The following is a 25,537-nucleotide window of genomic DNA, read 5'->3' on the forward strand; positions in this document are numbered from 1 at the left end:
ATTGCCGAAACCAAATGAAGATGAAAAAAAATTAGCTATGAGTTATATTCATCTTTTTCTTCTTTCCCCAAACCACCATTTGGATTTATAGGGTTGCTTTTTTAAAACAAATTGTTTAATGGTATGTTTTTTTATGTGCGCTATTAATTCATCTACGGAATCAGTTACAAATATAAGCTTCATATCTTCCGGACTGATACTTTCATTTTCTGACATCATTTGGATATGGTGAATTAGCTCTTCGTGATATTTTTTATCAAAAATTACTATCGGAAAATTATTTATTATTTTATTCTGAATGAGTGTTAAAGCTTCAAATAATTCATCCAAAGTGCAATTACTCCAGGCATAACAACAAATGCATAAGAGTATTTTATTAGAATTACTTTCCGTACAAAAAAGTAGGGGATATAAATCCATTTGTGTAAATAAGGGTTTGGTTTTTGTTCAACACTTAGGACAATATTGCAACCTACGGAGTAGCCGCCGGCTTCATAAGAGCCTTTATTTGCCGCTTCCATTATTCCGGGACCTCCACCTGTCATTACTGTAAATCCTAGTTTGGCTAATTTTGCTCCAATTTTTACTGCATCTTGATAATGAGTTGTTTCCGGACCAAAGCGAGCAGAGCCAAAGACGGTTACACAAGTACCAATAGAATGCATTTTACGAAATGCATTAACGAAGTTATAAAGGACTTTACATAAGAAAACTAAGTTTTTAAATCGTGATAATGGTTCCCTTACAAACAAAGATTCGGATTTTGAAAGCCTGTAGTATTGAGGAAATTTTTTCATAATGACATAAAGTTAATTAACTTTTTTATAACTCCAAACAGCTAAACCATTTAAAATAAAAGCATAAATAATAATGACAAAAAATTGAAATGAAATATCTGAAAAAGTAGCGCCTTTGAGCATTACCATTCTAATAATTTCCACAAAATACCGAATGGGGTTAAACAAAGTTACATTTTGAGCCCATTGCGGCATACTTTCTATAGGTGTAAATAAACCGCTCATTAAGATGAAAATCACTGTGAAAAACCATGCAATAAACATGGCTTGCTGTTGGGTTTCCGTATGGTTTGATATGAATAATCCGATCCCCAGAATAACAAATAAATATACTGATGTGAACAAATATATCAATCCAATATTGCCTAAAATGGGAACATTAAAAATCAGTTTTGCAATGAGTAATCCCACAGTTAAAATCACTAATCCCAATATCCAAAAAGGAAATAATTTTCCAATGATAAACTGGTATTTTTTTATGGGGGTAACGTTGATTTGTTCCAGGGTTCCCATTTCTTTTTCCCGAACAATATTCATAGATGACAGAAATAACGTAAGCATTGTAATCAAAAGAACCAAAATTCCAGGTACCATAAAGGTTTTATAATTCAAGGTGTTGTTGTACCAAAATGAAGGTATTGTAACAATATTTTGAGGTTGTACAAAAGTGGCATCGTTGTATTGAAACAGTTTAGTTTGTATGTTTTGATTGAATGCAGTGATGATTTGGGTGATATACACATTTTCAATTCCGGCCGAAGCGCCGTCGATGGCATTGATGCTTACGGAAAGACTTGATTTTTTTTCTTTGATGAGGTTGCGTTCAAAATGGTTTGGAATTTCGAGAATGATGTCTACTTTTCCTTTTTGCATTTCGAGATTGGCTTCGGTTTTTGAAGTAAAGCTTTGGACTACTTTAAAATAATTGGAAGCTTGGAACTTAGAAATTAATTCTCGTGAAGCAGCCGAGTGGTCGTTGTCGACATAGGAAAATTGGATGTTTTTTACTTCAAAACTGGCCGCGTTAGATAATATCAATAATTGAAGCAAGGGCAAAATAAATATAATGGGAAGCATTGCTTTATTTCTAAAGATTTGCCTGAACTCCTTTTGGATGATGAATAGTATTGTTTTCAATTTTATGGTATTAAGATTTTTGAATTAAGTATTAAGACAAATTATTCTAACCTTATTTTATATTGTCTAATACTTAATGCGATGAAAAACACGGTCATTCCCAGTAAAATCAAGGTTTCTTTCCAAATCACCGCAATCGATGCACCTTTGAGCATGATGGCTTTGATGATGATGATAAACCACTTCGCAGGAATGATATTACTGATGATTTGCATTGCCTTGGGCATACTGGAAATTGGGAAAATAAATCCTGAAAGGATAATGACGGGTAACATCAATCCCATCAGGGAAATCATCATGGCGGTTTGTTGCGAATTTGAAATGGTTGAAATCAATATTCCCAATGACAGTGCCGAAATAATGAACAAGATACTTTCGAAAGCCAATAAAAACAAGCTTCCTTCAATGGGCATTTTGAATACAAAAAAGCCTAAAAGCAATATAATTGTGGTATTGATAATCGAGAGAAAAATGTACGGAAATACTTTGCCAATAATCACCTGAAAGGGTCTTAGAGGCGAAACCAAAAGGACTTCCATGGTGCCTAGTTCTTTTTCCCGTGTGATGGAAATTGAGGTCATCATGGCGGAAACGAGCATCAGAATGATGGTCATGACGCCAGGAACAAAATTGAACACACTTTTCAATTCGGGATTGTAATACAATTGGGTCTGCGTTTGTATTTGGTAACTGGACGGGTTGTTTTTATTGATTTCCTGCGTGTGATTTTGCAAAATAGCATTGACGTAATTCGTAATGGTATTGGCAATATTGGGATCAGTTGCATCCGTTATTACCTGAACTTTGGCTTGTTTTTTAGTTTGGAGGTTTTTTATAAAATGATTTTCAAAAACGAGCACTGCTTTTACTTTTCCTTTTTTGAAAACGGATTCTATTTGGCTTTCACTGCTGATTTCCTGTTCTATATTAAAGTACTGAGAAGCATTGATTTTGTTGATTATTTTTTGTGTTTCAGCATCTTTTGATTGGTCCAAAATGGCAATATTCACATTGTTGATTTCATTGGTAATTGCAAAGCCAAACAACATAATTTGGGCAATGGGCATTCCAAAAAGGATAAACATGGAGCGTTTATCACGAAATATGTGATAGAATTCTTTTGTGACAAAACCGATGAATCTTTTCATTTTAAAACTTTTAGTTTTTACTCCACATTCCTCGCTAATTTTAAAAACACATCATTCATAGACGCTACATTATACTGTTTTTTTAAGTTTTTTGGAGAATCCAATGCTTCGATTCTGCCTTCAACCATGATGGAAACGCGATCACAATATTCGGCTTCATCCATATAATGTGTGGTTACAAAAATGGTGGTTCCTTTGTGGGCTTCGGCATAAATCATTTCCCAGAATTGTCTTCTTGTTATGGGATCTACACCACCCGTTGGCTCATCCAGAAATACTATTTTTGGCTCGTGCAATAGAGCAACCGAAAACGACAATTTCTGTTTCCATCCCAATGGCAGTGCGCCAACCAACTTATCGGCCATTTCTTCGAGTCCTAATTTACGAATCAATTCAGCTGTCTTTTCTTTAATTTGAATTCGGCTTAAGCCATAAATTCCACCAAAAAAAGTGATATTTTCCTTGATAGTTAAATCATCGTACATCGAAAATTTTTGACTCATGTAGCCAATGCTTTTCTTCACCATTTCGGATTGCGTTTTCACATCGAAACCAGCAACTAAAGCGTCGCCGGAAGTCGGTTTCGAAATCCCGATAAGCATTTTCATAGCGGTGGTTTTTCCGGCGCCATTGGCTCCCAGAAAACCAAAAATTTCTCCTTTATTTACGTCGAAAGAAATACTGTTGACCGCGGTGAAACTGCCAAATGTTTTGGTGAGATTTTGTACGCTTATGATTTTTTCCTGGTTCATATTGTCATTGTGAGGCACGAAGCAATCGCATTATTTTTTAATCTTATAAATCCATAAATACGTCTTCGATTGTTGGATTTGAAATGTGAATTTCTATTTCAGCATGATTTTTACTTTGAAGATAATTCAGCAATTCAGCGCTATTAAAATCTTCTTTTTTATCGATATAATGGATGTATTCTCCAAAGGCGAAAACGCTGTATTGACTTGGATAATGCTGTAAATCCTGAATGAGTTGATACGTATTTTTGGCTCGAACATCATAAATAGTTTTATCATAGTTGCTGATGATATTTTCGGGACTGTCTATTTTTAGGATTTTCCCTTTTTGGATTAGCGCAATTCTGTCACACAAAGAGGCTTCATCCATATAGGGAGTAGAAACCAGAATTGTGATTCCTTTTTGTTGCAACCGCTTGAGCATTTCCCAAAATTCTTTTCTTGAAACAGGGTCAACGCCCGTGGTGGGTTCATCCAGAAAAAGCACTTTTGGTTTGTGAATTAAAGCGCAGCACAAAGCTAATTTCTGTTTCATTCCTCCCGAAAGCGCACCCGCTCTTCGCTTTTTGAAAGGCTCAATCTGAATATAAATATCCTTGATTAAATCGTAATTTTCTTCAATTGTTGTTCCGAAAATAGTCGCGAAAAAGGTCAAATTTTCCTCAACTGACAAATCTTGATATAAGGAAAACTTTCCGGGCATATAACCCACCGAATTTCGAATCGATTTATAGTCTTTCACAACATCAAAACCTGCTACAGTTGCCGAACCTTCATTGGCTAGTAAAAGCGTTGTCAGAATCCTGAAAATAGTTGTTTTTCCTGCGCCGTCCGGTCCAATTAATCCAAATAATTCCCCTTCTTTTACTTCAAAAAAAATTCCTTCAACAGCTTTAATTTTATTGTAGGATTTGGATATATTTTGGACTTGGATACTCATTATTTAATCAGTATAAAATTGCTGTCTTCTTTAGCGTCTACCCAATGTTTCACATTAGCTTCGATATGTACATAATCACCGGTTAGTAATCCTATTGATTTTCCTTTTTCATCGTGAAAAACGGCATTTCCATTGACACAAACTAGCAGTGCCGGAACTTTTGTAATATGTTCTTTTAGCTGTTCGCCTGCTGCAATCTGCAAGGAAATCACTTTTCCTTCTTCTGTTGAAAAAAGTACGTTTGTTTGAACAGGTTTATTTTCTGTATGCAAGTTTTTTAAGTTCATCATTTTGTTTTTTAAATTATTTAATCCACATTTCGGCTGGCATTCCTATTTTTAGACTTCCGTCATTTTTAACTTTTACTTTCATGGCATAAACGAGATTGGCTCGTTCTTCTTTTGTTTGAATGATTTTTGGTGTAAACTCTGCTGATGAAGCAATCCAGGAAATAATTCCGGGATACGATTTCATGTCTTTTTGGGAATCTATTTTCACAGTAACATTTTGTCCGACTTTTATTTGAGCCAACTGGGTTTCACTCACATAAACGCGCAAAGTCATTTCAGAAATATCGGCAATTTTATAAAGTGGTTTTCCAAAAGAGGTCACTTCATTTGGTTCCGAATATTTGGCCAAAACCGTTCCTTTTATCGGATTGATGATTTTGCTTTTCTGAATTTGATCCTTAATTTTTTCGATTTGAACATCAATCGATTGTACTTCGTTTACGATGGGCGCATTTTGAGTTCCTACACTTTTTATTTGTTCATTCAGCACATTTACTTTTCCAATAATTTCATCCACTTGGCGTTTGGTTGCAGCGTTTTCGGCAAACATATTTTGAATTCTTTTTTGCTCAATCAAAGTAGTTTTTAGCTGTTCTCTCAATACATTGGTTTGGGATAAAACGTTTTTAGATTTTGAAAAAACCGTACTCTTAGAAGCTGCCAATTGTTGTTTGCCAAAATACAATTGGGTTGTATCAATCAATCCTACTTGAGTATTGGGTTCGAGTACATCGCCTTCTTCCAATTTTAAAAAGTCAATTTTCCCATTGGCTTCCGCCGAAATCGTAACTTCGGTTGCTTCAAAATTTCCGTAGCCATCTGCTTTTTCATTGTTTTTAGTACAAGAAATTAGACTGGTAAGGATTAAGAATGTAACTATTGTTTTCATATTTTTTTATTAAAGATTTTAAATCATAAATTTTTAAATGATAACGAGAGTTCCGAACCATTTAAAATTTAAAATTCACCATTTAAAAATTAATTTTAATACCCTTTATTAACTTGATAATTCGCTTTGGCCAAAGCCAACTGAATTTCATGTAATTTTTGATTGTTTTTTGCTTCGTATAAATTGGTTAGTTCTACCAAATATTCGGAGGAAGTGATAACGCCATTTCGCAATTGAGCATCCGATGATTTGACCACATATTCCCGTAAAGTGATAATTTCAGAATCAGTTTTAATTATTTCTTCCGATTTTTTTATTTCATTTTCCATCTCCTGCACTTGCAAATTGTTGTTCAGTAAAAACGTTTCTTTTTCGGTTGTTATAATGTTTTCTGAAATGGAAAGTACTTGTTTTTCGATTTTCGATTTGTCCCAGTCAAAAACATTCCAGTTCGCTTTTAAGCCTACCATATAAAAGGTTTGGAACGAATTGTCTAGCATATTCAATCCAGGATTTCCATAACCGGCCTGACCAAATGCATTTACTTTTGGTAAATTGTTTTTTGAAATTGCTTCTTTTGAAACTTCTATTTGTTCGTTTTGCAAATCGAATAATTTCAATTCTGGACGATTATTATTTTTTGTGAAATCTGTAGCAATATTTGGTTTTTGCAAAGTGGTATTTTCATCTAGTTGAGAAAAAATCAGCGTGGATAAATTATCCAGCATTCTTTTTTTGTCAAATTGAATTTCGGTGAGTTGTTGTTTTATTTTTAAATTTTCGGCTTCCAAAACTTTCTCCGATGCGGGAAGAATAGCGCCAAATTTCACTCCTGTTTTTACCTCTTTGATTTTAGAATTCAGTTGTTCCTGTTTCGAAATCAAAATAGCTTTTCGTTCCTGCAATGACAAAACCGAGAAATACAAGTGATTGATTTTGGTTTTAATCTGGTACAGATTCACTTCAACTTGTTGCTGTTGCGTTTTGGTTTGTGCGGCTTTGAGTTTTGTATTTGTATCAATCATGCCGCCATTGTAAAGCAATTGATTCACATCCAAAGTTGCGCGATATTGGTCTTTATTTAATGGAGTTACATTAGGCATCACAATTGGTAATCCTGTCACATCAGATTGATAAGTTGCTTGAGCGTTCAAGTCAATTTTAGGTAGTTTTCCTTTGTTGAGCGCATCAATTTCATAAATTGATTTTTGTTGCAGAAGTTCTGTCTGTTTGTACAATGGATAGTTCTTATTTGCCAAAGCATAACAATCCTCTAGCGAAACTATTTGTTGTGCATTAGTATAAAAAACGATTAGTAAAAAAATGGGGATTAGAATTCGTTTCATCTTTTTATCGAATTAATAATTTGTTCCGCAATACTGGTTTTTCGTTCTTCCATCAACTGATTAAATTCTGAATCGGATAGTTGTAAAATTCCTTTGACCATCATTTGTGCTGCAAACGGAAAAACGGTCATCGAAAAAATATCCAATAATAGTTGTTTTGGAGAAATGGGTTTTATTATTCCCGCTGCAATCTCTTTTTCGATTTGGGAAATCAACAGGTTAGGGTTGGGTCTGTTTTCATGATTTAAAAAAGACATCACAAATTCCGGATTATTGTTCATTTCCTGAATGACAAATTGAGGGAGATATGGATTGTCAATGACAAATGAAATATAGTTAGCCGTGAATTTTCGTATTTTATCAAAAACTGTCTCATCCGAATTAAAAATGGCATTGATTTGTGGTGCTAATTGTCCAAAAGCATTCATGAAAACGGCTTTAAAAAGCAATTGCTTGTTTTTAAAACAGTAATGTAGCATAGCTTTATTTATTCCGGCTTCATCTGCGATTTCCTGCATTCTGGCGCCGGCAAACCCTTTTTGCTGAAATACAATCCTCGCGGCGTTGAATATTTTTTCTTCAGTTGTCATATTGGGTTTAACTATACGGTTTAACCATTTGGTTAACAAAGATAACAAAAAAAAGTATCTCATATTGAGATACTTAAAAAATTATTTTTTAGTTGTATTTTACAAACATTCTAAGGAGTAATTTACCCATTAAACTGCTAAATACTCTGTATTTAATGGTTTTGCCGTGATGTTGCATGTTCCTGAAGCGCAACCTATATAGTAATAAACAAATAGCCAGCCAGAGCTCCAACAACTATCCCTAATCCAGTGATGAGGATTGCTTTTCTAGTTATGCATTACTTTTTTCTATAATAGTTTTAATTATTTCTTCTTTAGTCAATACGCCTGATTGTCTCCAGAGTTGTTTTCCGTTTTGAAATAAAATCATAGTTGGAACGCCACGTACTTGGTATTGACTAGAAATTTGTTGGTTTTTATCCACATCAATTTTGATGATTGAAACACGGTCTCCTAAACTGTCTTTCACTTCTCTTAAAATGGGGCTCAGCATTTTGCATGGTCCACACCATGTTGCAAAAAAGTCTATTAAAACGGGCTTTTCTGATTTGATAATAGTATCGAAATTACTCATCTTTATTGTATTTATTGTTTGGGTCTTACTAACTTATTTTTTTTAATTCGAAAAATAATTCCGAATTCGCTCTTGGTGCAATCGAATTTAGACTTAAATCCATTTTTAAAAATTCAAAATCTATTGCGAAAAGCTTTTCGTATTCCTCTTTGTTTCCGCCAAAAGGAGGGCTTACTTCAAATGTTCTATTAAATAATAATCCTGCCAATTTTCCTTCATCAGCCAAAAGTTGATGCATTTTATAAACGTATTTTTGACGTAGGGTAGGAGGCAAAGCACAGAAAAAAGTCTGTTCAATAATCAAATCGTATTTCCCCTGATGTTCAAAAAAATCACCTAATATGATTTGGATATTGGAATTGTTTTTGAACTTCTCTTTTAAATCAGCAACCGGTGTTGGCGCAATATCTATAACGGTAATATTCGTAAAATCGTGTTCCAAAAGATATTCCGCTTCATAGCTGTTCCCACAACCGGGAATCAAAATAGCGATGTTTTTATTTTCTAATGTATCTATATAGGTTTGTAAAGGAGGGGATATTTTACCTAAATCCCAACCCGTGGCTTTGGTTTTGTATTGGGATTCCCAATACGCTGCATCAAGCTGTTTTTCACACGAAGTTACACAACATTTTACATCTTCCATAATTTGTTTTTTTGATAGCATTTCTTTTATTTCAAAACTTTGCTTTGGCAAACGAAATCTGTTTTTGGCAAATTTGTTTTTGCAATAGCATTGAACCCCCCTTCAATTTCAGTAAAATTTCTAAAACCGCGTGCTTCTAATATGGAAGCGGCAATCATGCTGCGATAACCGCCGGCACAATGCAAATAAAAATGTTCTTTTGGATTAATATCTTTAATCCAATCATTGATAGTTGTTAATGGCTTGCTAAAGGCTTCTTCAACATGTTCCGCACAATATTCACTTTCTTTACGGATATCGATTACTTTGCTTTCACCAATTTTCACTTCTTTGGCAAATTGTTCGGCTGTAATTCTATTTACGGTGTCAATTTCTTTTCCCGCTTTTGCCCAAGAATCAAAACCACCATCAAGATGACCTATTAAGTTATCAAAACCCACACGACTCAAACGCGTAACGGTTTCTTCTTCTTGTCCTTCTTCGGAAACGATTAGAATTGGTTGTTTGACGTCGGCAACTAAAGCACCAACCCAGGGAGCAAAATCGCCATCAATTCCAATATTTATAGATTGAGGAATAAATCCTTTGGCAAAATCAGTGTTTTTTCTGGTGTCTAAAATTAAGGCACCAGTTTCTTCGGCAGCAGCTTCAAATTCAGTTACCGATAAAGCGCGCATTCCCAAGTGTAATACATTCTCGAAACTTTCATATCCTTTTTTATTCATGGCTACATTCATTCCAAAATAGGCTGGAGGCGGCAATAAACCTTCGGTTACTTCCTGTACAAATTCGGCTTCAGTCATATCCGCTCTTAAAGCATAATTAGTTGCTTTTTGGTTGCCAATGGTTGAAACGGTTTCTTTACTCATGTTTTTACCGCAAGCACTTCCTGCACCGTGAGCCGGATATACAATAACATCATCAGCCAAAATCATCACTTTGTCTCTTAACGAATGAAATAATATAGCGGCTAATTGTTCCTGAGTCATGTGTGCCGCTTTTTGGGCTAAATCCGGTCTTCCGACATCACCAATAAATAAGGTGTCACCAGAGAAAATAGCATGATCTTTACCGTTTTCATCAGTCAATAAAAAGGTCGTGCTTTCCATCGTATGTCCGGGTGTGTGTAATGCTTTTATTTTGATGTTTCCAATGGTGAATTCCTGACCATCTGTAGCAGAAACGCATTCAAATTCACATTTTGCATTTGGACCATAAACAATTGGGGCGCCAGTTTCTCTGCTTAAATCAACATGTCCGGAGACAAAATCAGCATGAAAATGGGTTTCAAAAATGTATTTCAGTTTTACCTGATCGCGTTCCAGTCGGTCTAAATAAGGTTGAATTTCACGAAGCGGATCAATTATAGCGGCTTCACCATTTGAAGTAATGTAGTAAGCGCCTTGTGCTAAACAACCCGTATATATCTGTTCAATTTGCATGATTACAATTTTTTTATTTCTGTACAAATGTACTTCTGTTTTTAAGAAAAATTGGTGACTAAAGTTACACAACTTTTTTTAATTTCAAGAAAAAAGACGCCAATAGTATTCGCTGCATTTCTATATTAAAATCTACTAAATTGAAGAGAATAAAGTTGGTTTCTGTAAAAGAAATGTTACTTATAATGGGTAAATTTGCAAAACCGCTGATAAAATATATTTGAATGGAAGAAATGCTTTTTTACGACCGAATGCAATTTGCATTTACGATTACCTTTCACTACTTGTTTCCTCAATTGACAATGGGACTTTCCTTAATTATTATTTATTTCAAATGGAAGTTTTTGCGTACCCAAAACGAACAGTACAATCAGGCTACCCATTTTTGGATGAAAATCTTCGCACTTAATTTTGCGATGGGCGTGGTAACAGGAATTCCGATGGAGTTTCAGTTTGGAACCAATTGGGCCAAGTTTTCTGAATTAACCGGAGGAATCATTGGACAAACGTTGGCCATGGAAGGCATGTTTTCTTTCTTTTTGGAATCATCTTTTTTAGGTTTGTTTTTATTTGGAGAAAAATTAATTGGACATAAATGGCATTTTGTCACCGGATTACTCATTTTTATAGGTTCCTGGGCTAGCGGATTTTTAATCATTGCCACGCATTCCTGGATGCAATATCCGGTCGGTTATGAAATTTTGGCCAATGGTAAATTTGTCCTGAATAACTTTGCCGCGCTTTTTACAAACCCTTGGTTGTGGCCTTCCTATTTTCACAATCAGGCAGCTTCAATGGTAACCAGTTCTTTTGTTGTGGCAGGGATTGGCGCTTTTTATATTTTGAGTAAAAAGAATGTGGCTTTTGGGAAATTATTTGTGAAAACGGGAGTTATTTTTGGATTGGCTTCAAGCCTTATCGTTGCAGTTCCCACCGGAGATTTATTAGCCAAGAATGTCGTAAAATACCAACCCGTTACTTTTGCGGCTATGGAAGGAATATTTCACAGTGAAAAAGAGGGTTCCGAAATTGTTTTGATTGGTCAACCTGACGTAAAAGATAAAAAACTGGACAATAAAATTGCTGTGCCAAATATTTTGAGTTTTTTGACTTATGGGAACTGGCATGAAGAAATTAAAGGGTTAGATCAATTTAAAGAAGAAAATCATCCTACTAATATTTCAGGATTGTATTACGCTTATCATATTATGGTGGGGCTCGGAACGGTTTTCATCGGATTGATGGGTTTTGCGGTTTTTCAGCTCATTCGAAAGAAATTATTCGAAACCAAATGGATTTTGTGGTCGCTACTTTTTATGCTCCCATTTCCCTATATCGCGAATACAACAGGATGGTACACCGCTGAATTAGGAAGACAGCCTTGGTTAGTCTATAATTTATTACGCACTGCCGAAGGGGCTTCTCCAACAGTTTCCTCCGGAAATACGTTGTTTACCTTGCTTGGATTTATAGGATTGTATCTCTTATTAGGCATGTTGTTTCTACTCTTGGTAGGTAAAATTATAAATAAAGGACCTCAAACAGAAAATAAATAAAGTATGGAATTCTTTTGGTATGTAGTTTTAATGGGAATTTTGGCCGTTTATATTGTACTGGATGGTTATGATTTTGGAGCGGGAATTATTCATTTGTTTTTTGCGAAAACAGAGAAAGATAAAAAAGCAATAACCAGCGCCATTGGTCCTTTTTGGGATGCCAATGAAGTATGGTTAATTGCTGCCGGCGGTGTTTTGTTTTTTGCTTTTCCTACATTGTACGCTTCTTCGTTCAGTGGTTTTTATTTGCCTTTGATGATGATTTTATGGTTGCTCATTTTTAGAGCCGTAGGTTTGGAATTGCGTGGTCAAATTCATCATCCCATGTGGGAAGTTATTTGGGATAAAGCCTTTGGGATTGCGAGTTTATTATTAGCGATATTTTTTGGCGTGGCTTTGGGGAATATTGTTCGCGGTGTAAATCTGGGAATGGTAGAAAATAGTGTTTCAACTCAGGAAGCTCATTTTTTCTTTTTGCCTTTGTGGAATCCAACTTTTAGTCCAAAAGCGGATCAATTGGGAATTATAGATTGGTTTACCTTATTTTTAGGCGTGGTTAGTGCCGTTACGCTGACGATTCATGGTGCCAATTGGATTATTTATAAAACGAATTCTTCCTTGAATGCAAAATTAAAAGAGGTGGTTTTTAAACTCAATTTTGTGTTATTGGGATTGGTAATTATTTCATTATTAATTTGGCACAGAATCGAACCCAAACCGTTTCACAACTTTGTTGAAAATCCATTTCTTTGGATATTTCCATTGATTGCATTTATAGGCATTTTTGGTTTGTTTAAAGTAAAAACATTTAAAAAAGACGGACTTGGATTCTTGTTTTCAAGTATGTTTCTCGTAGGAGGATTTGCGGCAACAACGGCTTCTATTTTTCCGAATGTCTTGCCTTCGACCAATGCAGTAAATCCGTCATTGACTATTTACAATACTGCTGCAGGAGAATATGGATTATCAGTAGGCGTGTATTGGTTTGTTATCGCTTTACCTTTAGTTATTGTGTACTTCATAATTCAGTATAAAGTTTTTAGCGGTAAAATGGACGACATCGGGTATGGCGAACATTAGCATTATATTCAAATTAAAAAACAAAAAAGTATTCCAACTCGGGATACTTTTTTGTTTTTAATGAAAGAAAATCTCTTTAGTAATGATGTAAATTCCCATCACTAATACAAACCAGCCAAAGATTGGTTTTAGTTTAGCACCGTCAATTTTTTTCGAAAGTTTGATTCCTATGATCATTCCTAAAAACGCTATGACAGTAATCCCCAGTAAAAAAGGATAATTTATAGGTGTGCCAATGTATAAATCACCTCCAAAACCAATGGAGGAGTTGATGAAAATAATGAGTAAAGAGGTACCAACGGCTTGTTTCATTGGCAAATTAGCAAAAAACAATAAAGCTGGTATGATTAAAAATCCACCACCAGCACCTAGAAAACCAGTTACAATTCCAACTATAAATCCAATGATTCCCAGTTGTGTGTAGTTTGTTTTTGGAGTGCCTGTTACCGGTTTTGTTTTGCGTATCATGGATATAGCGGCGGCCATCATCAATATTGCAAAAACAATCATAATCAGAAAACTTTTTGATACTTGGTAAGATGCAATGGAGAATAGGGTTGCCGCTATTTTTGGAAAAATAACTTCCCTGATTATAAGTATCGAAAAAACCGATGGAATAGCGAAGTATAGCGCGGATTTAATTTTAAGATTCCCCATTTTATAATGGCTAATACATCCAAATAAAGCGGTAACTCCCACGATGAATAACGAATAACTGGTAGCTAATTCTGGTTCGATCTTAAATAAGTAAACTAAAATGGGAATGGTTAGAATTGATCCGCCGCCACCTATTAAACCTAATGAAAGTCCTATGATAATTGATGCAAAATAGCCTAAATATTCCATTTTATAATTTTTATTGCAAAGGTTGTCTGTAAATTTTAGACAAACAGTAACATTTATCACATTAGGAAGATTTATTTCAAAAGTTCAATGTTATTGCGCTGTAAATTGACCAATCCTCGTTGTTCCATTTTTTTTAGTAAACGGGAAATGACTTCTCTTGATGTATTCAGTTCGGATGCGATTTCCTGATGGGAAAGTTTTAAATGGTTGCAGCCACAAGCATCGGCATGGCGTTTTAGATAAAATTCTAAGCGCTCATCCATTGCTCTAAAAGCGATACTGTCAACAACTTCCAGCACTTCCTCAAATCGACTTCGATAAGTATCAATTACAAATTCATACCAACTGCGGTGTTGCATCATCCATTTATCCATCAGCGGTAAAGGAATCATTATCAATTCTACGTCCTCAACAACTTTGGCCAAGATTTGGCTTTTTGCATTCTTTGTAGCGCAAATCATGGAAATGGCACACGCTTGACCGGGTTGTAAATAATACATGAAAAATTCACCACCATTTTCATCTTCGCGGTAAATCTTAATCTTGCCACTGATAACCAAAACGGTGTTTTTTATGTACTGTCCGGTTCGCATAATAATATCGCCCGCTTTGAAGGATTGAACAGTAGCATTGGCATCAATATCTTTGACTAATTCAGAAGAAAATGAAGGGAATAGTTTCTTTATAGGATCAAGCATTTTGGAATTATTTTAAATTTTGGCAACAGTTATATTGTAAAAGTAGTCTAAAAACTCAAAAGATTATTGCAATTCTAGTATTGAAAAAAGAGATTGATTCCTCAATTATCAGGTGTTGTGCTTTATGTATTTCCGATGGATTTAATAGACTATTTTTCGCAAAAATAAACGCCGAATTTATAGTTTATTGATAGTTAATGTTTTGCGAAAACGTTTTCTTTAGAATATTATCTAATTAACAAAAGGGAGGTTTATTGTTTGGTAAAATCTTCGTATTTTTACAAAAAAAGATACTATGAATTTAACACAAGAAGATTGGGTTGCTCAATTCGAAGCTGATGAAAATGCAGTAATACTTGACGTGAGAACCGAAGACGAAACGAATGATGGAATTATAGCTAATGCCATACTTATTGATATTCACAAGGGACAGGGTTTTATAGACGAAATAGAGGCTTTGGACAAAAGTAAAAATTATTACGTGTATTGCCGTTCCGGTATGAGAAGTGCAAAAGCTTGTGAAATCATGAACGAACTGGGTTTTGAAAACACCTACAACTTATTAGGAGGAATTATAGAATGGGATGGCGAAGTCGTTGCACCATAAAACTATGCAGGCAAGCACCTCTTTTTATTAAATTTTAAATTAAAATACAACCAAGCTATAATGAGTTTTATACCAGAAGAATTTCAAATTAATACGTTACTAAATCAGGATACTTATTTAATTAATGGGGAATTAAATAAATGGACCGGTCAAACCACTCCAGTTTTTTCTACGATTTCATCTACTGAAAAATACGAACCTACCATCTTGGGTTCTATTCCATTTATGGGAGAAGCAGAGGCTATGGAAGCTGTTGAAGCGGCATCTGCGGCTTACAATAACGGACAAGGTTTATGGCCTACAATGAAAGTTGTGGATCGTATTAAATGCATGGAAAATTTTGTTGCCCAAATGAAAACAACTCGAACAGAAGTTGTTAAACTTTTGATGTGGGAAATTGGAAAATCATTGGGTGATTCTGAAAAAGAATTTGACAGGACTGTAGAGTATATCTATGACACTATTGAAAGTTACAAAGAATTAAACGCACGTAGTGCTCATTTTTCTAAAGTACAAGGGATAAATGCCATGGTTCGTAGAGGACCGCTTGGTGTTGTATTGTGTCTAGGACCATACAATTATCCATTGAATGAAACTTTTTCGTTGCTTATTCCTGCCTTAATTATGGGGAATCCTGTAATTTTTAAGCCAGCTAAACATGGCGTTTTATTACTTTCTCCTTTGTTAGAAGCTTTTAGAAGCAGTTTTCCAAAAGGAGCTATCAATATTGTGTACGGTAGAGGACGTGAAGTGGCTTCACCGATCATGAAATCCGGAAAAGTTGATATTTTGGCTTTGATAGGAAACAGTAAATCAGCGATTGCTTTGCAAGATCAACATCCAAACAAAAATAGATTGCGTTTGGTATTAGGTTTAGAAGCAAAAAATCCTGCGATAATCCTTCCGGATGCCGATTTAGATTTGGCTATCCAAGAATGTATTGCTGGATCTTTATCTTTCAACGGACAACGTTGTACTGCTTTGAAGGTATTATATGTGCATGAATCAATAGCGGACGAATTCAACAGACGATTTGCTGCCAAAGTGGATGCATTAACTTTTGGAAATCCATGGGACAAATCAGTATTTCTTACTCCTTTACCAGAAAAAGAAAAACCGGCTTATATCCAGGAATTAATAGATGATGCTACCACTAAAGGAGCAAAAGTTATTAATGCAAAAGGAGGAGAGCATTCTGATAATTATATCTTTCCAGCAGTTTTGTTTCCTATAAACAAGGAAATGCGTGTGTATCATGAAGAGCAATTTGGTCCGGTTGTGCCTATTATTTCTTTCAAAGACATTCAAGAACCATTGAATGATATGGCCGAGTCTAATTACGGACAACAAGTAAGTTTGTTTGGAAAAGATATCAAAACCATTGCGCCGCTTATCGATACTTTAGTGAATCTTGTTTGTAGAGTAAACTTGAATAGTTCTTGCCAAAGAGGACCGGATGTTTTCCCATTTACAGGAAGAAAAGATTCAGCGGTTGGGACTTTGAGTATTCACGATGCATTGCGTTCGTTCTCGATCAGAACTTTTGTTGCTTCGAAGGACAATGACTATAACAATGCAATTTTGCAAGAGTTATTGAACAGTAAAGAATCCAATTTTATTAATACGGACTATATTTTGTAAGTATTAAATAGTTAAAATTGAAGCCGTTTCGTTTTTTCGAGGCGGCTTTTTTTTATGAGATTCGGATATTGAATTCTGGTTTTATTTTCCGTAAATTAAATATGGAGTTGTATTTTTTAAAATAATGACAAAAATAACACAGCTTTACGGGAAACCGCAACATAAAGGAAAAACATTACATTATATTTGTTAAATTTTATTTTACCGGATGACAATGATGGTAATCGTTGACTAATTTAATACGCAATTATGAAACACCTTTACAAGATTATTTTTCTTTTTGTCTTGATAATTTCAGGTAATAATTTAAATGCTAAAAGCAATTACCCACATGTAGGTATCGATAAAATAATAGTAGCGGAGAGTGCCAATAATTTAGTATTACCAACTGCTACAATAACCACGAATGCAACTTCAGTTTGTACTAATGGAACCCAACCTGTAATAACTTTTACAGGAATAGGAGGGACTGCTCCTTATACGTTTACGTATAAAATAAATGGTGGGCCTGATATAATTACTTCTCAATCGACAGGAGATATTTTAACATTGAATGTGCCAACGTCTACTGTAGGAAGTTTTGTATATACATTAGTTAGTGTCAAGGACTCTACTAATTCAACTCAAGCCCAAACTGGATCAGTAACGATACAGGTTAATGCTTTGCCAGTTGTAGATTTTACGTTTACCAATGACAATTCTTGTTCGGGAACAGCTGTTCAGTTTAATTCTAATGTTTCTGGATTTGGTACTTATACTTATGCTTGGGATTTTGGAGATGGTTTTACATCTACAAGTCAGAATCCAAGTCATTCATTTATCTCATTGGGTTGTAGTACAGCTCCATTTACAGTAAAATTAATTGTAACAGACATCAGTGGAGGCTGTTCAATTTCCATCTCACATAATGTGACAGTAAAACAAAAACCAGATATTAATTTTAAAGATAATAACAGTTCATTCTCTCCATTTAGCAACTGTCAAAATGCTTCAGCATTAAATCCTACATACACTATATCCGTTGGAAATAGTTCTGTTTCGAGTTCCTGTATTACTTCTTACACTATAGATTGGGGAGACGGGAATTCGACTTTAAATTTTACTGCTTTTCCACAAACACATGCTTACCCTCAATTGGGAGCCTATAATATGATTATCACAGCTTTAGGGACTAACGGATGCAGTAATTCTAAGACTTATGTTGTTAAGAATGTTACAAATCCCTCTGGTGGAATTGTAAGTCCGGGTAGTACAACTAATCTATGTGCTCCAACAGTAAATATTGATTTTGCAATTTCAGCTTGGGGAAATAATTCTATTGGAACTGTTTATGACATAGATTATGGCGATAATTCGGCAATTGTGCATCTTACCCAAAGTCAATTAGAAAGTTCTTTGCAATATAACGCCGCAAATCCTTCCGCATCAGCTAATTATTTGATTCCACATTCATACACAACTACAAGCTGTCCAGGTAGTGAATTTATAGTTAAATTAACGGTTACGAATGCTTGTGGTTTTACAACAGCTACTGTGTCAAATATTAGTGTATTTGTAAAACCAGTTGCAAATTTTACAGTACCAGCAAACGTTTGTTCGAATGCAAGTGTCTTGTTTACAAATACTACAATATCTGGTTTTAATCAGAATTGCAATCAAGATTCTATTTATACTTGGAATTTTGGAGATGGTTCTCCTGAACAACAATCGGTTAAAAATAGCAATCATACATATACAACCCCTGGAAATTATACTGTAACACTAACAGCTGAAGGCTATTGCGGTAAATCCACCAAAACCCAACCAATTTGTGTCGAGACTCCACTAGTTCCACAATTTACCATAGACGTAAATTCAGGTTGTACACCATTAGGGGTAACTACAAACAACACCACTAATCTTGTTGGTTCCTGTGCCCCGCCAACTTATCAATGGAATGTTGCTTATGCTGGTGGTTTTTGCGGAATTAGTCCAGCGGTTTGGAGTTATACAAGCGGAACGGCAACTTCAGCAAGTCCTTCTTTCAATTTTGTAACTCCGGGAACTTATAGTATCAGTGTAACTATCACAAATTCCTGCGGCTCTGTAGTTTCTCCTGCTCAAATCATAACTGTAAAAAAGCCTCCAACAGTCATCATAAATACTATTCCAAATGCTTGTGGGACAGCAGCTATTTCACCAACGGCTGTAGTACAAGGATGCGCACCTGTTTCTAGTGTATTAACCTATGCTTGGAGTTTTCCTGGCGGTACTCCAGCAACTGCAACCGCTGCTATTCCGGGAACAATTACTTATAATACTTCTGGAAATTATACGGTTTCATTAACAGTAACTAATGAATGTGGTATTTCTGCAACAGCCATCAAAACATTTTCGGTCAGTACAACACCAACTTTAACAAATACATCCTTAACCGAAACTATTTGTTCCGGTTCACAAACGACTTTAGTAAACTTAACGGCTGATACTGTTGGAACTACTTTTTCTTGGACTGCAACAGCAACTTCAGGAATCACTGGTTTTACGGCTTCAGGGACTACGAATACAATTCCTGTACAAACCATTTCAACAACAAATACTACAGTAGGAACAGTCACTTATGCCATTACTCCCCTATTAAATGGATGTTCAGGAGCAGTTGTAAATTATGTTGTTACAGTAAACCCCGCACCAAATATTACAACCCAGCCCGCTTCAAATACGATTTGCCAAAATGGAACACTTAATGTATTAGCTGTAGTTTTAAATACTTCAACAGGAATACCTACGTACCAATGGTATTCAAATATAAGTAATAATACAACTACGGGAACACCACTTTTTGGAGAAACAAACACTACTTATGCGCCGCCAAGTACAACAATTGGAACAATTTATTATTATTGTATTATTACATTGGGTGGTTCTGGAGGTTGTTCCAGCATTACTTCTGCTGTAGCAAATATTACAATTACTGCAGGTGCAACAATTACTTTACAGCCAACAGCATCACAAAATCTCTGTGTTGGAAGTACTATAAGCCCGCCATTAAAAGTAAGTTATTCTGGCGGAACAGGAATTCCGAGTTACCAATGGTTTTCAAACACAACCAATGCAAATAGTAGTGGAGCCCTAATTTCTGGAGCTACTAATTCAAGTTACACACCAACGGTTTTCTCCGTTGCAGGAGTAAATTATTTCTATGCAGTTATAACATTATCAGGAAGCGGATGCGGTCCAATAGCAAGTAATCCAGCAGAAATTAAAGTTGTTGCCGACCCAATTGTTACTTCACAACCATTGCCAACCCAAACTTTATGTCAAAATGTTGCTCCAACAGATTTATCTATGACTGCCTCTGGAGACAGTAGTGTTGGAGCATTATCTTACCAATGGTTTTCCAATGGAACAAACTCAAATAGCGGAGGAACTATATTGCCAGGAGCAACAAATACTACTTTTACGCCGCCTACAACAGCAATAGGAACAATTTATTATTACTGTGAAATTTCACAAAGTGGCTTGGGCTGTAATGCCAAAAGTAATGTAGCTGCCGTTATTATAAATCTTGCGTCCACAATTACTTTGCAACCCTCCTCAAGTACGTTATGTTTAGGAGGAACACCAACACTTTTAAAAGTAGCTTACAGTAATGGAGTTGGTACACCACAATACCAATGGTATTCTAATGCAACTAATTCTACAATAGGAAGCACTTCAATTTCAGGAGCGACAACTGATAGTTTCAATCCGCCCGCTGTAACAGTTGGAACAACGTATTATTATTGCATTATTACATTGTCTACTGGAGGATGTTCTGTTTTAACATCCGCAATTGCAGCGGTTAAAATCAATCAAAATCCTGTAATTGCAAGTAAAAATGCAGTAGTATGCAGTGGCACAGCTTTTACGGTAGCTCCTGATAATTCAAGTGGTGATATCGTGCCAGCCGGAACCACCTACACTTGGGCAACTCCTGTAATAAATCCTTCGAATGCTGTTAATGGCGCTTTTGCGGTAGCGATTCCTCAAAATAATATCAGCCAAACGTTGATTAATACAACAACTAATCCGGCAACGGTTACTTATACCGTTACTCCAACTTCAGGAACTTGCGTTGGAACTAATTTTACAATTGTTGTAACTGTCAATCCATCGATAAGCCCAAATAGTATCGTAACAAATAGTACTTGTTTCGGTATTAATAATGGTTCAATACAAACTAATTTAACGGGAGGAATTCCTTTTACTACTGGCGCACCATACGTAGTTTCATGGGTGGGACCAAACGGATTTACATCGAATGCACTAAGTATTTCTAACCTGTCGCCGGGAGATTATACACTTTCAGTTTTAGATAATGGAGGTTGTCCTTTTTCAAAAATTTATAAAATTACAGAACCTGATGTCATCGTTATTACTACCGATTTAGAAAAGGATATTACCTGTTTTGGTAATGCCAATGGAGCGATAGCAATTACAATAACCGGGGGCACTTTAAATTATAAATATACTTGGATTAAAGATAATTTGCCCTTTGCAACCACTGAAGATTTATCGAATTTAAGTCCGGGCGTCTATGCTGTTTCGGTTTCGGATACTAATAATTGTGGGCCAGTAACAACCACTTTCACAATTACTGAGCCGCCTGTTTTAGTTTTAAATTTAGTAAGTCAGACCAATGTTTTATGTTTTGGAACTGCAACTGGAGCGATCGATATTAATGTAGTGGGAGGAACACCAATCCAGATTTCTCCTGGCGTTTTTGATTATAATTATGCTTGGACGGGACCAAATGGATTTACAAGTTCCAATAAAAATCTTAGGGCTATTTTCGCTGGGACGTACGATTTGACTGTAACGGATAATTCAGGCTGTGCCAAAAAGCTATCGGTTCTTGTAACACAATCTTCAGAAATTATAATAAAGGCAACCACTACTGTAATCAACTGTTATGGTGATAATAATGCATCAATTAGCTTAGTTGTTTCCGGTGGAATTGCACCTTATAAAATCGCATGGAGCACTTTAGCAACTGGATTATTTCAAAACAATCTTTCGGCAGGAAATTATCTGATTACAGTTACTGATGCTTTGAATTGTGTTAATACGCTAAATGTCAACATACCCGAAGCGCCCATTTTTACCATCAATCCGGTAGTGAAACAAATTTCTTGTTTTGGAATGAATGATGGTAGTATCAATCTAAATTTAGTAGGAGGAATTGCTCCACTAAAACTGGTATGGAGTGATGGAAGTACAGCAGGTTTGACTAGAAATAATCTAGGCCCCGGTTCTTATACTGTTACCATAACCGACAGCAAACCGTGTATTATAAACAGAACTTTTATAATATTGGAGCCTCAAAAATTAGTGCTTTCGGCAAATGTTACCCATGCATTCGACTGTAATGATACTAATAGTGGCGCTATCAATCTGCTAGTTGCCGGTGGGACGCCACCTTTCACGTACACTTGGTCAAACGGAGCTACAACCGAAGATTTAACTACTATTCCCGCAGGAAATTATTTAGTTACAGTCACTGACAGCAGAGATTGTTCAAAAACGGCTCAATATGTTATCAACAGGCAACCACCAATAGTAATTGGAGTGGAAACAAAAACCGATTTTAACTGTGAAACTAAATCGGTCAAACAAACTTTTGTGGCGCAAGTTTCAGGTGGAGTTCCTCCTTATCAACTGACTTGGTCCAGCGGAACGGTAAGCGGAGTCAATAACGAAATGATGAACACGAATCAAAACGGAACTGTTATTCTTGGCGTTACGGATAATTTGGGTTGTAGTGCAAATTATACGTTCAATGTGGCTATTCCAAAATTAGGTACGCCTTCCTTCACAACCAGTTCGTATTCGTATGCTACGTTTGGTACTTTTTCAATTAGTGATCCAATACAATTCACCAATACATCTACGGCAGATTATAGCAGTACTGCTTGGGATTTTGGTGACGGAAGTGTTTCCAGTGAAGAAAATCCAACTCATACTTTTGTCAAAGAAGGAAGTTATGTCGTGACACAGACCGTTACCTATCCTTTTGGATGTATTTATACGCATTTTGTAACATTGCTTATTGACAAAGGGTATAAAATGGTAATCCCAAATGGGTTCACTCCCAATGGAGACGGAATTAATGAAACTTTTAAACCGGTTTTTGTTGGATTAAAATCACTTCAACTCGATGTGTACGATACTTGGGGAGAATTAATATATTCTGAAAAAGGAGAGACCTTACAAGGATGGGATGGGAGAATAAAAGAAAGAGAATCGGAAAATGGGAATTATTATTACAAAGTAAAGGGAACCACTTTTTATGGAAAAATAATAAATGGAAATGGTCCTTTTACACTAATCAAATAAGAATAGCATAATGAAAATAAAAATAGCAACTTTTATAATTTTGTTTGTTTTTTCTTTAACGGTTAAGGCACAAGATCCCATTTTTACACAGTATTTCATGGTTCCCGAAACGTTGAATCCTGGATTTACAGGATTCCTCGAAACGACTAACGCTGGAATATTGCACAGAACGCAATGGCCTGATTTGAATTTTAGAGTCGATTCAGATTTTGGTTTTATAAATACTTGGTTAGAAAATGCCAACAGCGGAATAGGGGTAAATGTTTTGAATCACAGGGAAAAATTCACGAATTATAATTTCACTCAGGTTAATTTTAATTATGCGTATCGGGTTCAATTAAATGATGATTGGTTTTTTAGGCCTGCAATCGAAATGGGTTTTGGAAACAAATCTTATGGTTTTCAGAATATTGTTTTAGAAGACCAAATCAATATTGGACAAGGAACCATAAACACATCCAGTGTAGATCCACTTTTACTAAATGAAAAAGTAACTTTCTTTGATTTTTCGGCAGGAATGCTGTTTAACAATGAAGAAGCATGGTTTGGACTTTCTCTAAAACACATTAATAAACCTAATATCTCATTTTCAAACACCGGAAATGTGCCGTTAGGGATGTTTTTCTCTGCCAATGCAGGATATGAATTCTTACTGGGAGATTATATTGACATTACCTATTTTCCTTATGAAACCAAAATGCTTTTAACGTCTAATTATATGCATCAAGGACTATACAGCCGATTTGATTTAGGAACCGGGCTTGTTTTTAAGAAGTTTTTCTTCGGGGTTAGTGCAGCTACAAATCCAGGGAAGAAAGCGGATAACAGTCATTTCTTGACTTCGGTAAATGCCTTTGGAGGATTGCAATACGAACATTTTAAATTTGGTTATTCCCATGATTTTAGCACATCAAAAATAGGTCAGACAGGTGGAATTTATGAACTCTCCGTAACCTACCAATTTGATTTGAAAGTAAAATGTTTCGGTTGTCCCAATTATTATTAAGTATTAGGAAATCTATTAGACTGAAAAACCGTCTCGTTTATAATAACGAGACGGTTTTTTATGAATTAGAATCGGTGAAAAGTGTTGTGAAAAAGGTTGAAAAACTAGTTATTTTTTAACCTTACTTAAATCAAAGCGATAAATTGCTTCCATCTTAAAAAGGATAGTATTAGATTTGTTTTCGAGTAATTTTGTACGGTTATCACCAAATTTTAATGCCAGAATTTGTAAATCAAGTTTTTGGTCGATTGGATATACTCTAAATTGGTTTAAAGAATATCCCATTTTTAGGCGTAAGAGTACTTTTTTGTCGAGCACGCTTCGTTGTACGTACGAAGAAAAATCTATCGAATTGTTTTCGACATAATTGGAACGGATATTATCAGTTGTCACTTTGTAACTGTTTCCATGACCCAGAAAATCAACACCTATTTTTGTTTTATCAGTCAAACTATAATTGATATCAGCATCATTTGGCATAAAGAAATTCATTTCGAAACGCTTATCCGGACTGTGATAATAGAGACCAATAATTGGCACCATAGACATACCATACGCTTCACTACTGCCGTAAAGTCCAAAACTATAACCAAAGTTTTCGTTTCTTTTATATTTTAATAAGGCTAGTCCGCCTAAATAAATATCTTCACTGCTCAGATGGATATAATCGGATGCGGCTTTTGGGAGAAATAGATAGATTCCGCTCCAGTGTTCAGAATGGCTTATTCTTAGACCGGCTCTTAAATTTGTGGAATATAAATGACTGTTATTGGAATCAGGAAATAATTGTAAACTGTAGCTGCTGAAATTTACTCCGGTGATAACCGTGTATTTTTCATTTAAAACAACAGGTAAAGTAAGATTCGTTTGAAATGTGGATATGGTGGTGTTAATCGATGAATTTTCAAAAGTAGTTTTTTGGGATTTCCCATAGTTCACGGAAAATAGATCGATGTATTCTTGAGCGTTACATAAAAAAGGTACTATCAAAAATAACAATTGTATTATTTTTTTCATTTTATAAATTTTGATATTATTTTATTAATCCAAAATATTCATTCTTAAAATTAGTATAGCAAACCCTAATCCGCTTTAAACAAAGGGGATAGTGATGATTAATCACCCTAATTATTTGGCGAATATAATGATATTGTGCTTCTGTGAAATTGGTATTTAATGAATTCAGTGAATTTTA

General features: G+C 35.3%; 22 protein-coding genes. 6 read left to right on the forward strand and 16 right to left on the reverse strand.

The features are described 5' to 3' along the window. Positions 1-48 precede the first annotated feature (48 nt). From ACM55K_RS08000 to ACM55K_RS08060, 13 genes are all read right to left on the reverse strand, one after another. Entirely contained in the window at positions 49-420 is a 372-nt protein-coding gene (locus tag ACM55K_RS08000; protein WP_416849710.1) for an LOG family protein, read from the reverse strand. Then, a complete protein-coding gene (locus ACM55K_RS08005; protein WP_416849711.1) occupies positions 306-797 on the reverse strand; it encodes an LOG family protein in 492 nt (163 codons plus the stop codon). The genes ACM55K_RS08000 and ACM55K_RS08005 overlap by 115 nt, the downstream gene beginning before the upstream one ends. Positions 798-809: 12 nt before the next feature. Next, a complete protein-coding gene (locus ACM55K_RS08010; protein ID WP_416849712.1) occupies positions 810-1,934 on the reverse strand; it encodes an ABC transporter permease in 1,125 nt (374 codons plus the stop codon). Between the two features lie 41 nt (positions 1,935-1,975). Beyond that, positions 1,976-3,082: an ABC transporter permease gene (locus ACM55K_RS08015; protein ID WP_416849713.1), complete on the reverse strand. Its 1,107-nt coding sequence runs from the start codon at positions 3,080-3,082 to the stop codon at positions 1,976-1,978. Positions 3,083-3,099: 17 nt separating this feature from the next. After that, the gene (locus ACM55K_RS08020; RefSeq protein ID WP_416849714.1) at positions 3,100-3,834 is read right to left on the reverse strand and encodes an ABC transporter ATP-binding protein; all 735 of its coding nucleotides are present in this window, start codon (positions 3,832-3,834) and stop codon (positions 3,100-3,102) included. Between the two features lie 43 nt (positions 3,835-3,877). After that, positions 3,878-4,774: an ABC transporter ATP-binding protein gene (locus ACM55K_RS08025; RefSeq protein WP_416849715.1), complete on the reverse strand. Its 897-nt coding sequence runs from the start codon at positions 4,772-4,774 to the stop codon at positions 3,878-3,880. After that, on the reverse strand, positions 4,774-5,064 hold the full coding sequence (locus ACM55K_RS08030) for a cupin domain-containing protein (protein WP_416849716.1): 291 nt from the start codon (positions 5,062-5,064) through the stop codon (positions 4,774-4,776). Before ACM55K_RS08030 ends, ACM55K_RS08025 begins: the two co-directional genes overlap by 1 nt. 13 nt (positions 5,065-5,077) lie before the next feature. Further along, positions 5,078-5,953 (reverse strand): HlyD family secretion protein, encoded by an 876-nt coding sequence (locus ACM55K_RS08035; RefSeq protein ID WP_416849717.1) that lies wholly within the window; start codon positions 5,951-5,953, stop codon positions 5,078-5,080. A 95-nt stretch (positions 5,954-6,048) separates the two neighbouring features. Further along, on the reverse strand, positions 6,049-7,299 hold the full coding sequence (locus ACM55K_RS08040) for a TolC family protein (RefSeq protein ID WP_416849719.1): 1,251 nt from the start codon (positions 7,297-7,299) through the stop codon (positions 6,049-6,051). Then, positions 7,296-7,889, reverse strand: a complete 594-nt coding sequence (locus ACM55K_RS08045; protein WP_416849720.1) for a TetR/AcrR family transcriptional regulator — start codon at positions 7,887-7,889, stop codon at positions 7,296-7,298. Before ACM55K_RS08045 ends, ACM55K_RS08040 begins: the two co-directional genes overlap by 4 nt. A 271-nt stretch (positions 7,890-8,160) precedes the next feature. Then, the gene (gene trxA / locus ACM55K_RS08050) at positions 8,161-8,478 is read right to left on the reverse strand and encodes a thioredoxin (protein ID WP_416849932.1); all 318 of its coding nucleotides are present in this window, start codon (positions 8,476-8,478) and stop codon (positions 8,161-8,163) included. Between the two features lie 13 nt (positions 8,479-8,491). Then, positions 8,492-9,130, reverse strand: a complete 639-nt coding sequence (locus ACM55K_RS08055; protein ID WP_416849721.1) for a methyltransferase — start codon at positions 9,128-9,130, stop codon at positions 8,492-8,494. A 5-nt stretch (positions 9,131-9,135) separates the two neighbouring features. Beyond that, a complete protein-coding gene (locus ACM55K_RS08060; protein ID WP_416849722.1) occupies positions 9,136-10,551 on the reverse strand; it encodes an MBL fold metallo-hydrolase in 1,416 nt (471 codons plus the stop codon). A gap of 224 nt (positions 10,552-10,775) precedes the next feature. Between ACM55K_RS08060 and ACM55K_RS08065 the strand changes: the two genes are divergently transcribed. Together ACM55K_RS08065 and cydB are read left to right on the forward strand one after the other, a co-directional pair. Then, positions 10,776-12,107 carry a cytochrome ubiquinol oxidase subunit I gene (locus tag ACM55K_RS08065; RefSeq protein ID WP_416849723.1) on the forward strand — a complete coding sequence of 444 codons (1,332 nt, stop codon included), beginning with the start codon at positions 10,776-10,778 and terminating at the stop codon, positions 12,105-12,107. 3 nt (positions 12,108-12,110) lie between these two features. Next, positions 12,111-13,187 (forward strand): cytochrome d ubiquinol oxidase subunit II, encoded by a 1,077-nt coding sequence (cydB, locus tag ACM55K_RS08070; RefSeq protein ID WP_416849725.1) that lies wholly within the window; start codon positions 12,111-12,113, stop codon positions 13,185-13,187. A gap of 57 nt (positions 13,188-13,244) precedes the next feature. Here the strand turns inward: cydB and ACM55K_RS08075 are convergent, their stop codons facing one another. Together ACM55K_RS08075 and ACM55K_RS08080 are read right to left on the reverse strand one after the other, a co-directional pair. Then, entirely contained in the window at positions 13,245-14,033 is a 789-nt protein-coding gene (locus tag ACM55K_RS08075) for a sulfite exporter TauE/SafE family protein (RefSeq protein WP_416849726.1), read from the reverse strand. A 71-nt stretch (positions 14,034-14,104) separates the two neighbouring features. Beyond that, the gene (locus ACM55K_RS08080; RefSeq protein WP_416849728.1) at positions 14,105-14,731 is read right to left on the reverse strand and encodes a Crp/Fnr family transcriptional regulator; all 627 of its coding nucleotides are present in this window, start codon (positions 14,729-14,731) and stop codon (positions 14,105-14,107) included. A gap of 295 nt (positions 14,732-15,026) precedes the next feature. Between ACM55K_RS08080 and ACM55K_RS08085 the strand changes: the two genes are divergently transcribed. The 4 genes from ACM55K_RS08085 (at position 15,027) to ACM55K_RS08100 (ending at position 24,342) form a co-directional block, all read left to right on the forward strand. Next, a complete protein-coding gene (locus ACM55K_RS08085; RefSeq protein WP_416849729.1) occupies positions 15,027-15,338 on the forward strand; it encodes a rhodanese-like domain-containing protein in 312 nt (103 codons plus the stop codon). Between the two features lie 60 nt (positions 15,339-15,398). Next, positions 15,399-16,979: an NADP-dependent glyceraldehyde-3-phosphate dehydrogenase gene (locus ACM55K_RS08090; protein WP_416849730.1), complete on the forward strand. Its 1,581-nt coding sequence runs from the start codon at positions 15,399-15,401 to the stop codon at positions 16,977-16,979. A gap of 249 nt (positions 16,980-17,228) precedes the next feature. Beyond that, positions 17,229-23,336, forward strand: coding sequence for a PKD domain-containing protein (locus ACM55K_RS08095; protein WP_416849731.1), 6,108 nt, complete (start codon positions 17,229-17,231; stop codon positions 23,334-23,336). Positions 23,337-23,346: 10 nt separating this feature from the next. Then, a complete protein-coding gene (locus tag ACM55K_RS08100; protein WP_416849732.1) occupies positions 23,347-24,342 on the forward strand; it encodes a PorP/SprF family type IX secretion system membrane protein in 996 nt (331 codons plus the stop codon). A gap of 108 nt (positions 24,343-24,450) precedes the next feature. On the opposite strand, the gene ACM55K_RS08105 is transcribed toward ACM55K_RS08100, so the two are convergent. Further along, the gene (locus ACM55K_RS08105) at positions 24,451-25,359 is read right to left on the reverse strand and encodes a DUF6268 family outer membrane beta-barrel protein (RefSeq protein ID WP_416849733.1); all 909 of its coding nucleotides are present in this window, start codon (positions 25,357-25,359) and stop codon (positions 24,451-24,453) included. Positions 25,360-25,537: the final 178 nt, after the last annotated feature.

This window comes from Flavobacterium arabinosi (genome assembly GCF_048158725.1).
Lineage (GTDB): Bacteria > Bacteroidota > Bacteroidia > Flavobacteriales > Flavobacteriaceae > Flavobacterium > Flavobacterium arabinosi.

What these genes read in the sequence shown, in the direction of transcription:
- ACM55K_RS08095 (WP_416849731.1), top strand. Translation starts at nt 17,229, where the DNA reads ATGAAACACCTTTACAAGATTATTTTTCTTTTTGTCTTGATAATTTCA.
- ACM55K_RS08005 (WP_416849711.1), bottom strand. Translation starts at nt 797, where the DNA reads ATGAAAAAATTTCCTCAATACTACAGGCTTTCAAAATCCGAATCTTTG.
- ACM55K_RS08000 (WP_416849710.1), bottom strand. Translation starts at nt 420, where the DNA reads ATGGATTTATATCCCCTACTTTTTTGTACGGAAAGTAATTCTAATAAA.
- ACM55K_RS08090 (WP_416849730.1), top strand. Translation starts at nt 15,399, where the DNA reads ATGAGTTTTATACCAGAAGAATTTCAAATTAATACGTTACTAAATCAG.
- ACM55K_RS08035 (WP_416849717.1), bottom strand. Translation starts at nt 5,953, where the DNA reads ATGAAAACAATAGTTACATTCTTAATCCTTACCAGTCTAATTTCTTGT.
- ACM55K_RS08100 (WP_416849732.1), top strand. Translation starts at nt 23,347, where the DNA reads ATGAAAATAAAAATAGCAACTTTTATAATTTTGTTTGTTTTTTCTTTA.
- ACM55K_RS08025 (WP_416849715.1), bottom strand. Translation starts at nt 4,774, where the DNA reads ATGAGTATCCAAGTCCAAAATATATCCAAATCCTACAATAAAATTAAA.
- ACM55K_RS08055 (WP_416849721.1), bottom strand. Translation starts at nt 9,130, where the DNA reads ATGCTATCAAAAAAACAAATTATGGAAGATGTAAAATGTTGTGTAACT.
- ACM55K_RS08040 (WP_416849719.1), bottom strand. Translation starts at nt 7,299, where the DNA reads ATGAAACGAATTCTAATCCCCATTTTTTTACTAATCGTTTTTTATACT.
- ACM55K_RS08105 (WP_416849733.1), bottom strand. Translation starts at nt 25,359, where the DNA reads ATGAAAAAAATAATACAATTGTTATTTTTGATAGTACCTTTTTTATGT.
- ACM55K_RS08045 (WP_416849720.1), bottom strand. Translation starts at nt 7,889, where the DNA reads ATGACAACTGAAGAAAAAATATTCAACGCCGCGAGGATTGTATTTCAG.
- ACM55K_RS08075 (WP_416849726.1), bottom strand. Translation starts at nt 14,033, where the DNA reads ATGGAATATTTAGGCTATTTTGCATCAATTATCATAGGACTTTCATTA.
- ACM55K_RS08085 (WP_416849729.1), top strand. Translation starts at nt 15,027, where the DNA reads ATGAATTTAACACAAGAAGATTGGGTTGCTCAATTCGAAGCTGATGAA.
- ACM55K_RS08015 (WP_416849713.1), bottom strand. Translation starts at nt 3,082, where the DNA reads ATGAAAAGATTCATCGGTTTTGTCACAAAAGAATTCTATCACATATTT.
- cydB (WP_416849725.1), top strand. Translation starts at nt 12,111, where the DNA reads ATGGAATTCTTTTGGTATGTAGTTTTAATGGGAATTTTGGCCGTTTAT.
- ACM55K_RS08060 (WP_416849722.1), bottom strand. Translation starts at nt 10,551, where the DNA reads ATGCAAATTGAACAGATATATACGGGTTGTTTAGCACAAGGCGCTTAC.
- ACM55K_RS08020 (WP_416849714.1), bottom strand. Translation starts at nt 3,834, where the DNA reads ATGAACCAGGAAAAAATCATAAGCGTACAAAATCTCACCAAAACATTT.
- ACM55K_RS08065 (WP_416849723.1), top strand. Translation starts at nt 10,776, where the DNA reads ATGGAAGAAATGCTTTTTTACGACCGAATGCAATTTGCATTTACGATT.
- ACM55K_RS08080 (WP_416849728.1), bottom strand. Translation starts at nt 14,731, where the DNA reads ATGCTTGATCCTATAAAGAAACTATTCCCTTCATTTTCTTCTGAATTA.
- ACM55K_RS08030 (WP_416849716.1), bottom strand. Translation starts at nt 5,064, where the DNA reads ATGATGAACTTAAAAAACTTGCATACAGAAAATAAACCTGTTCAAACA.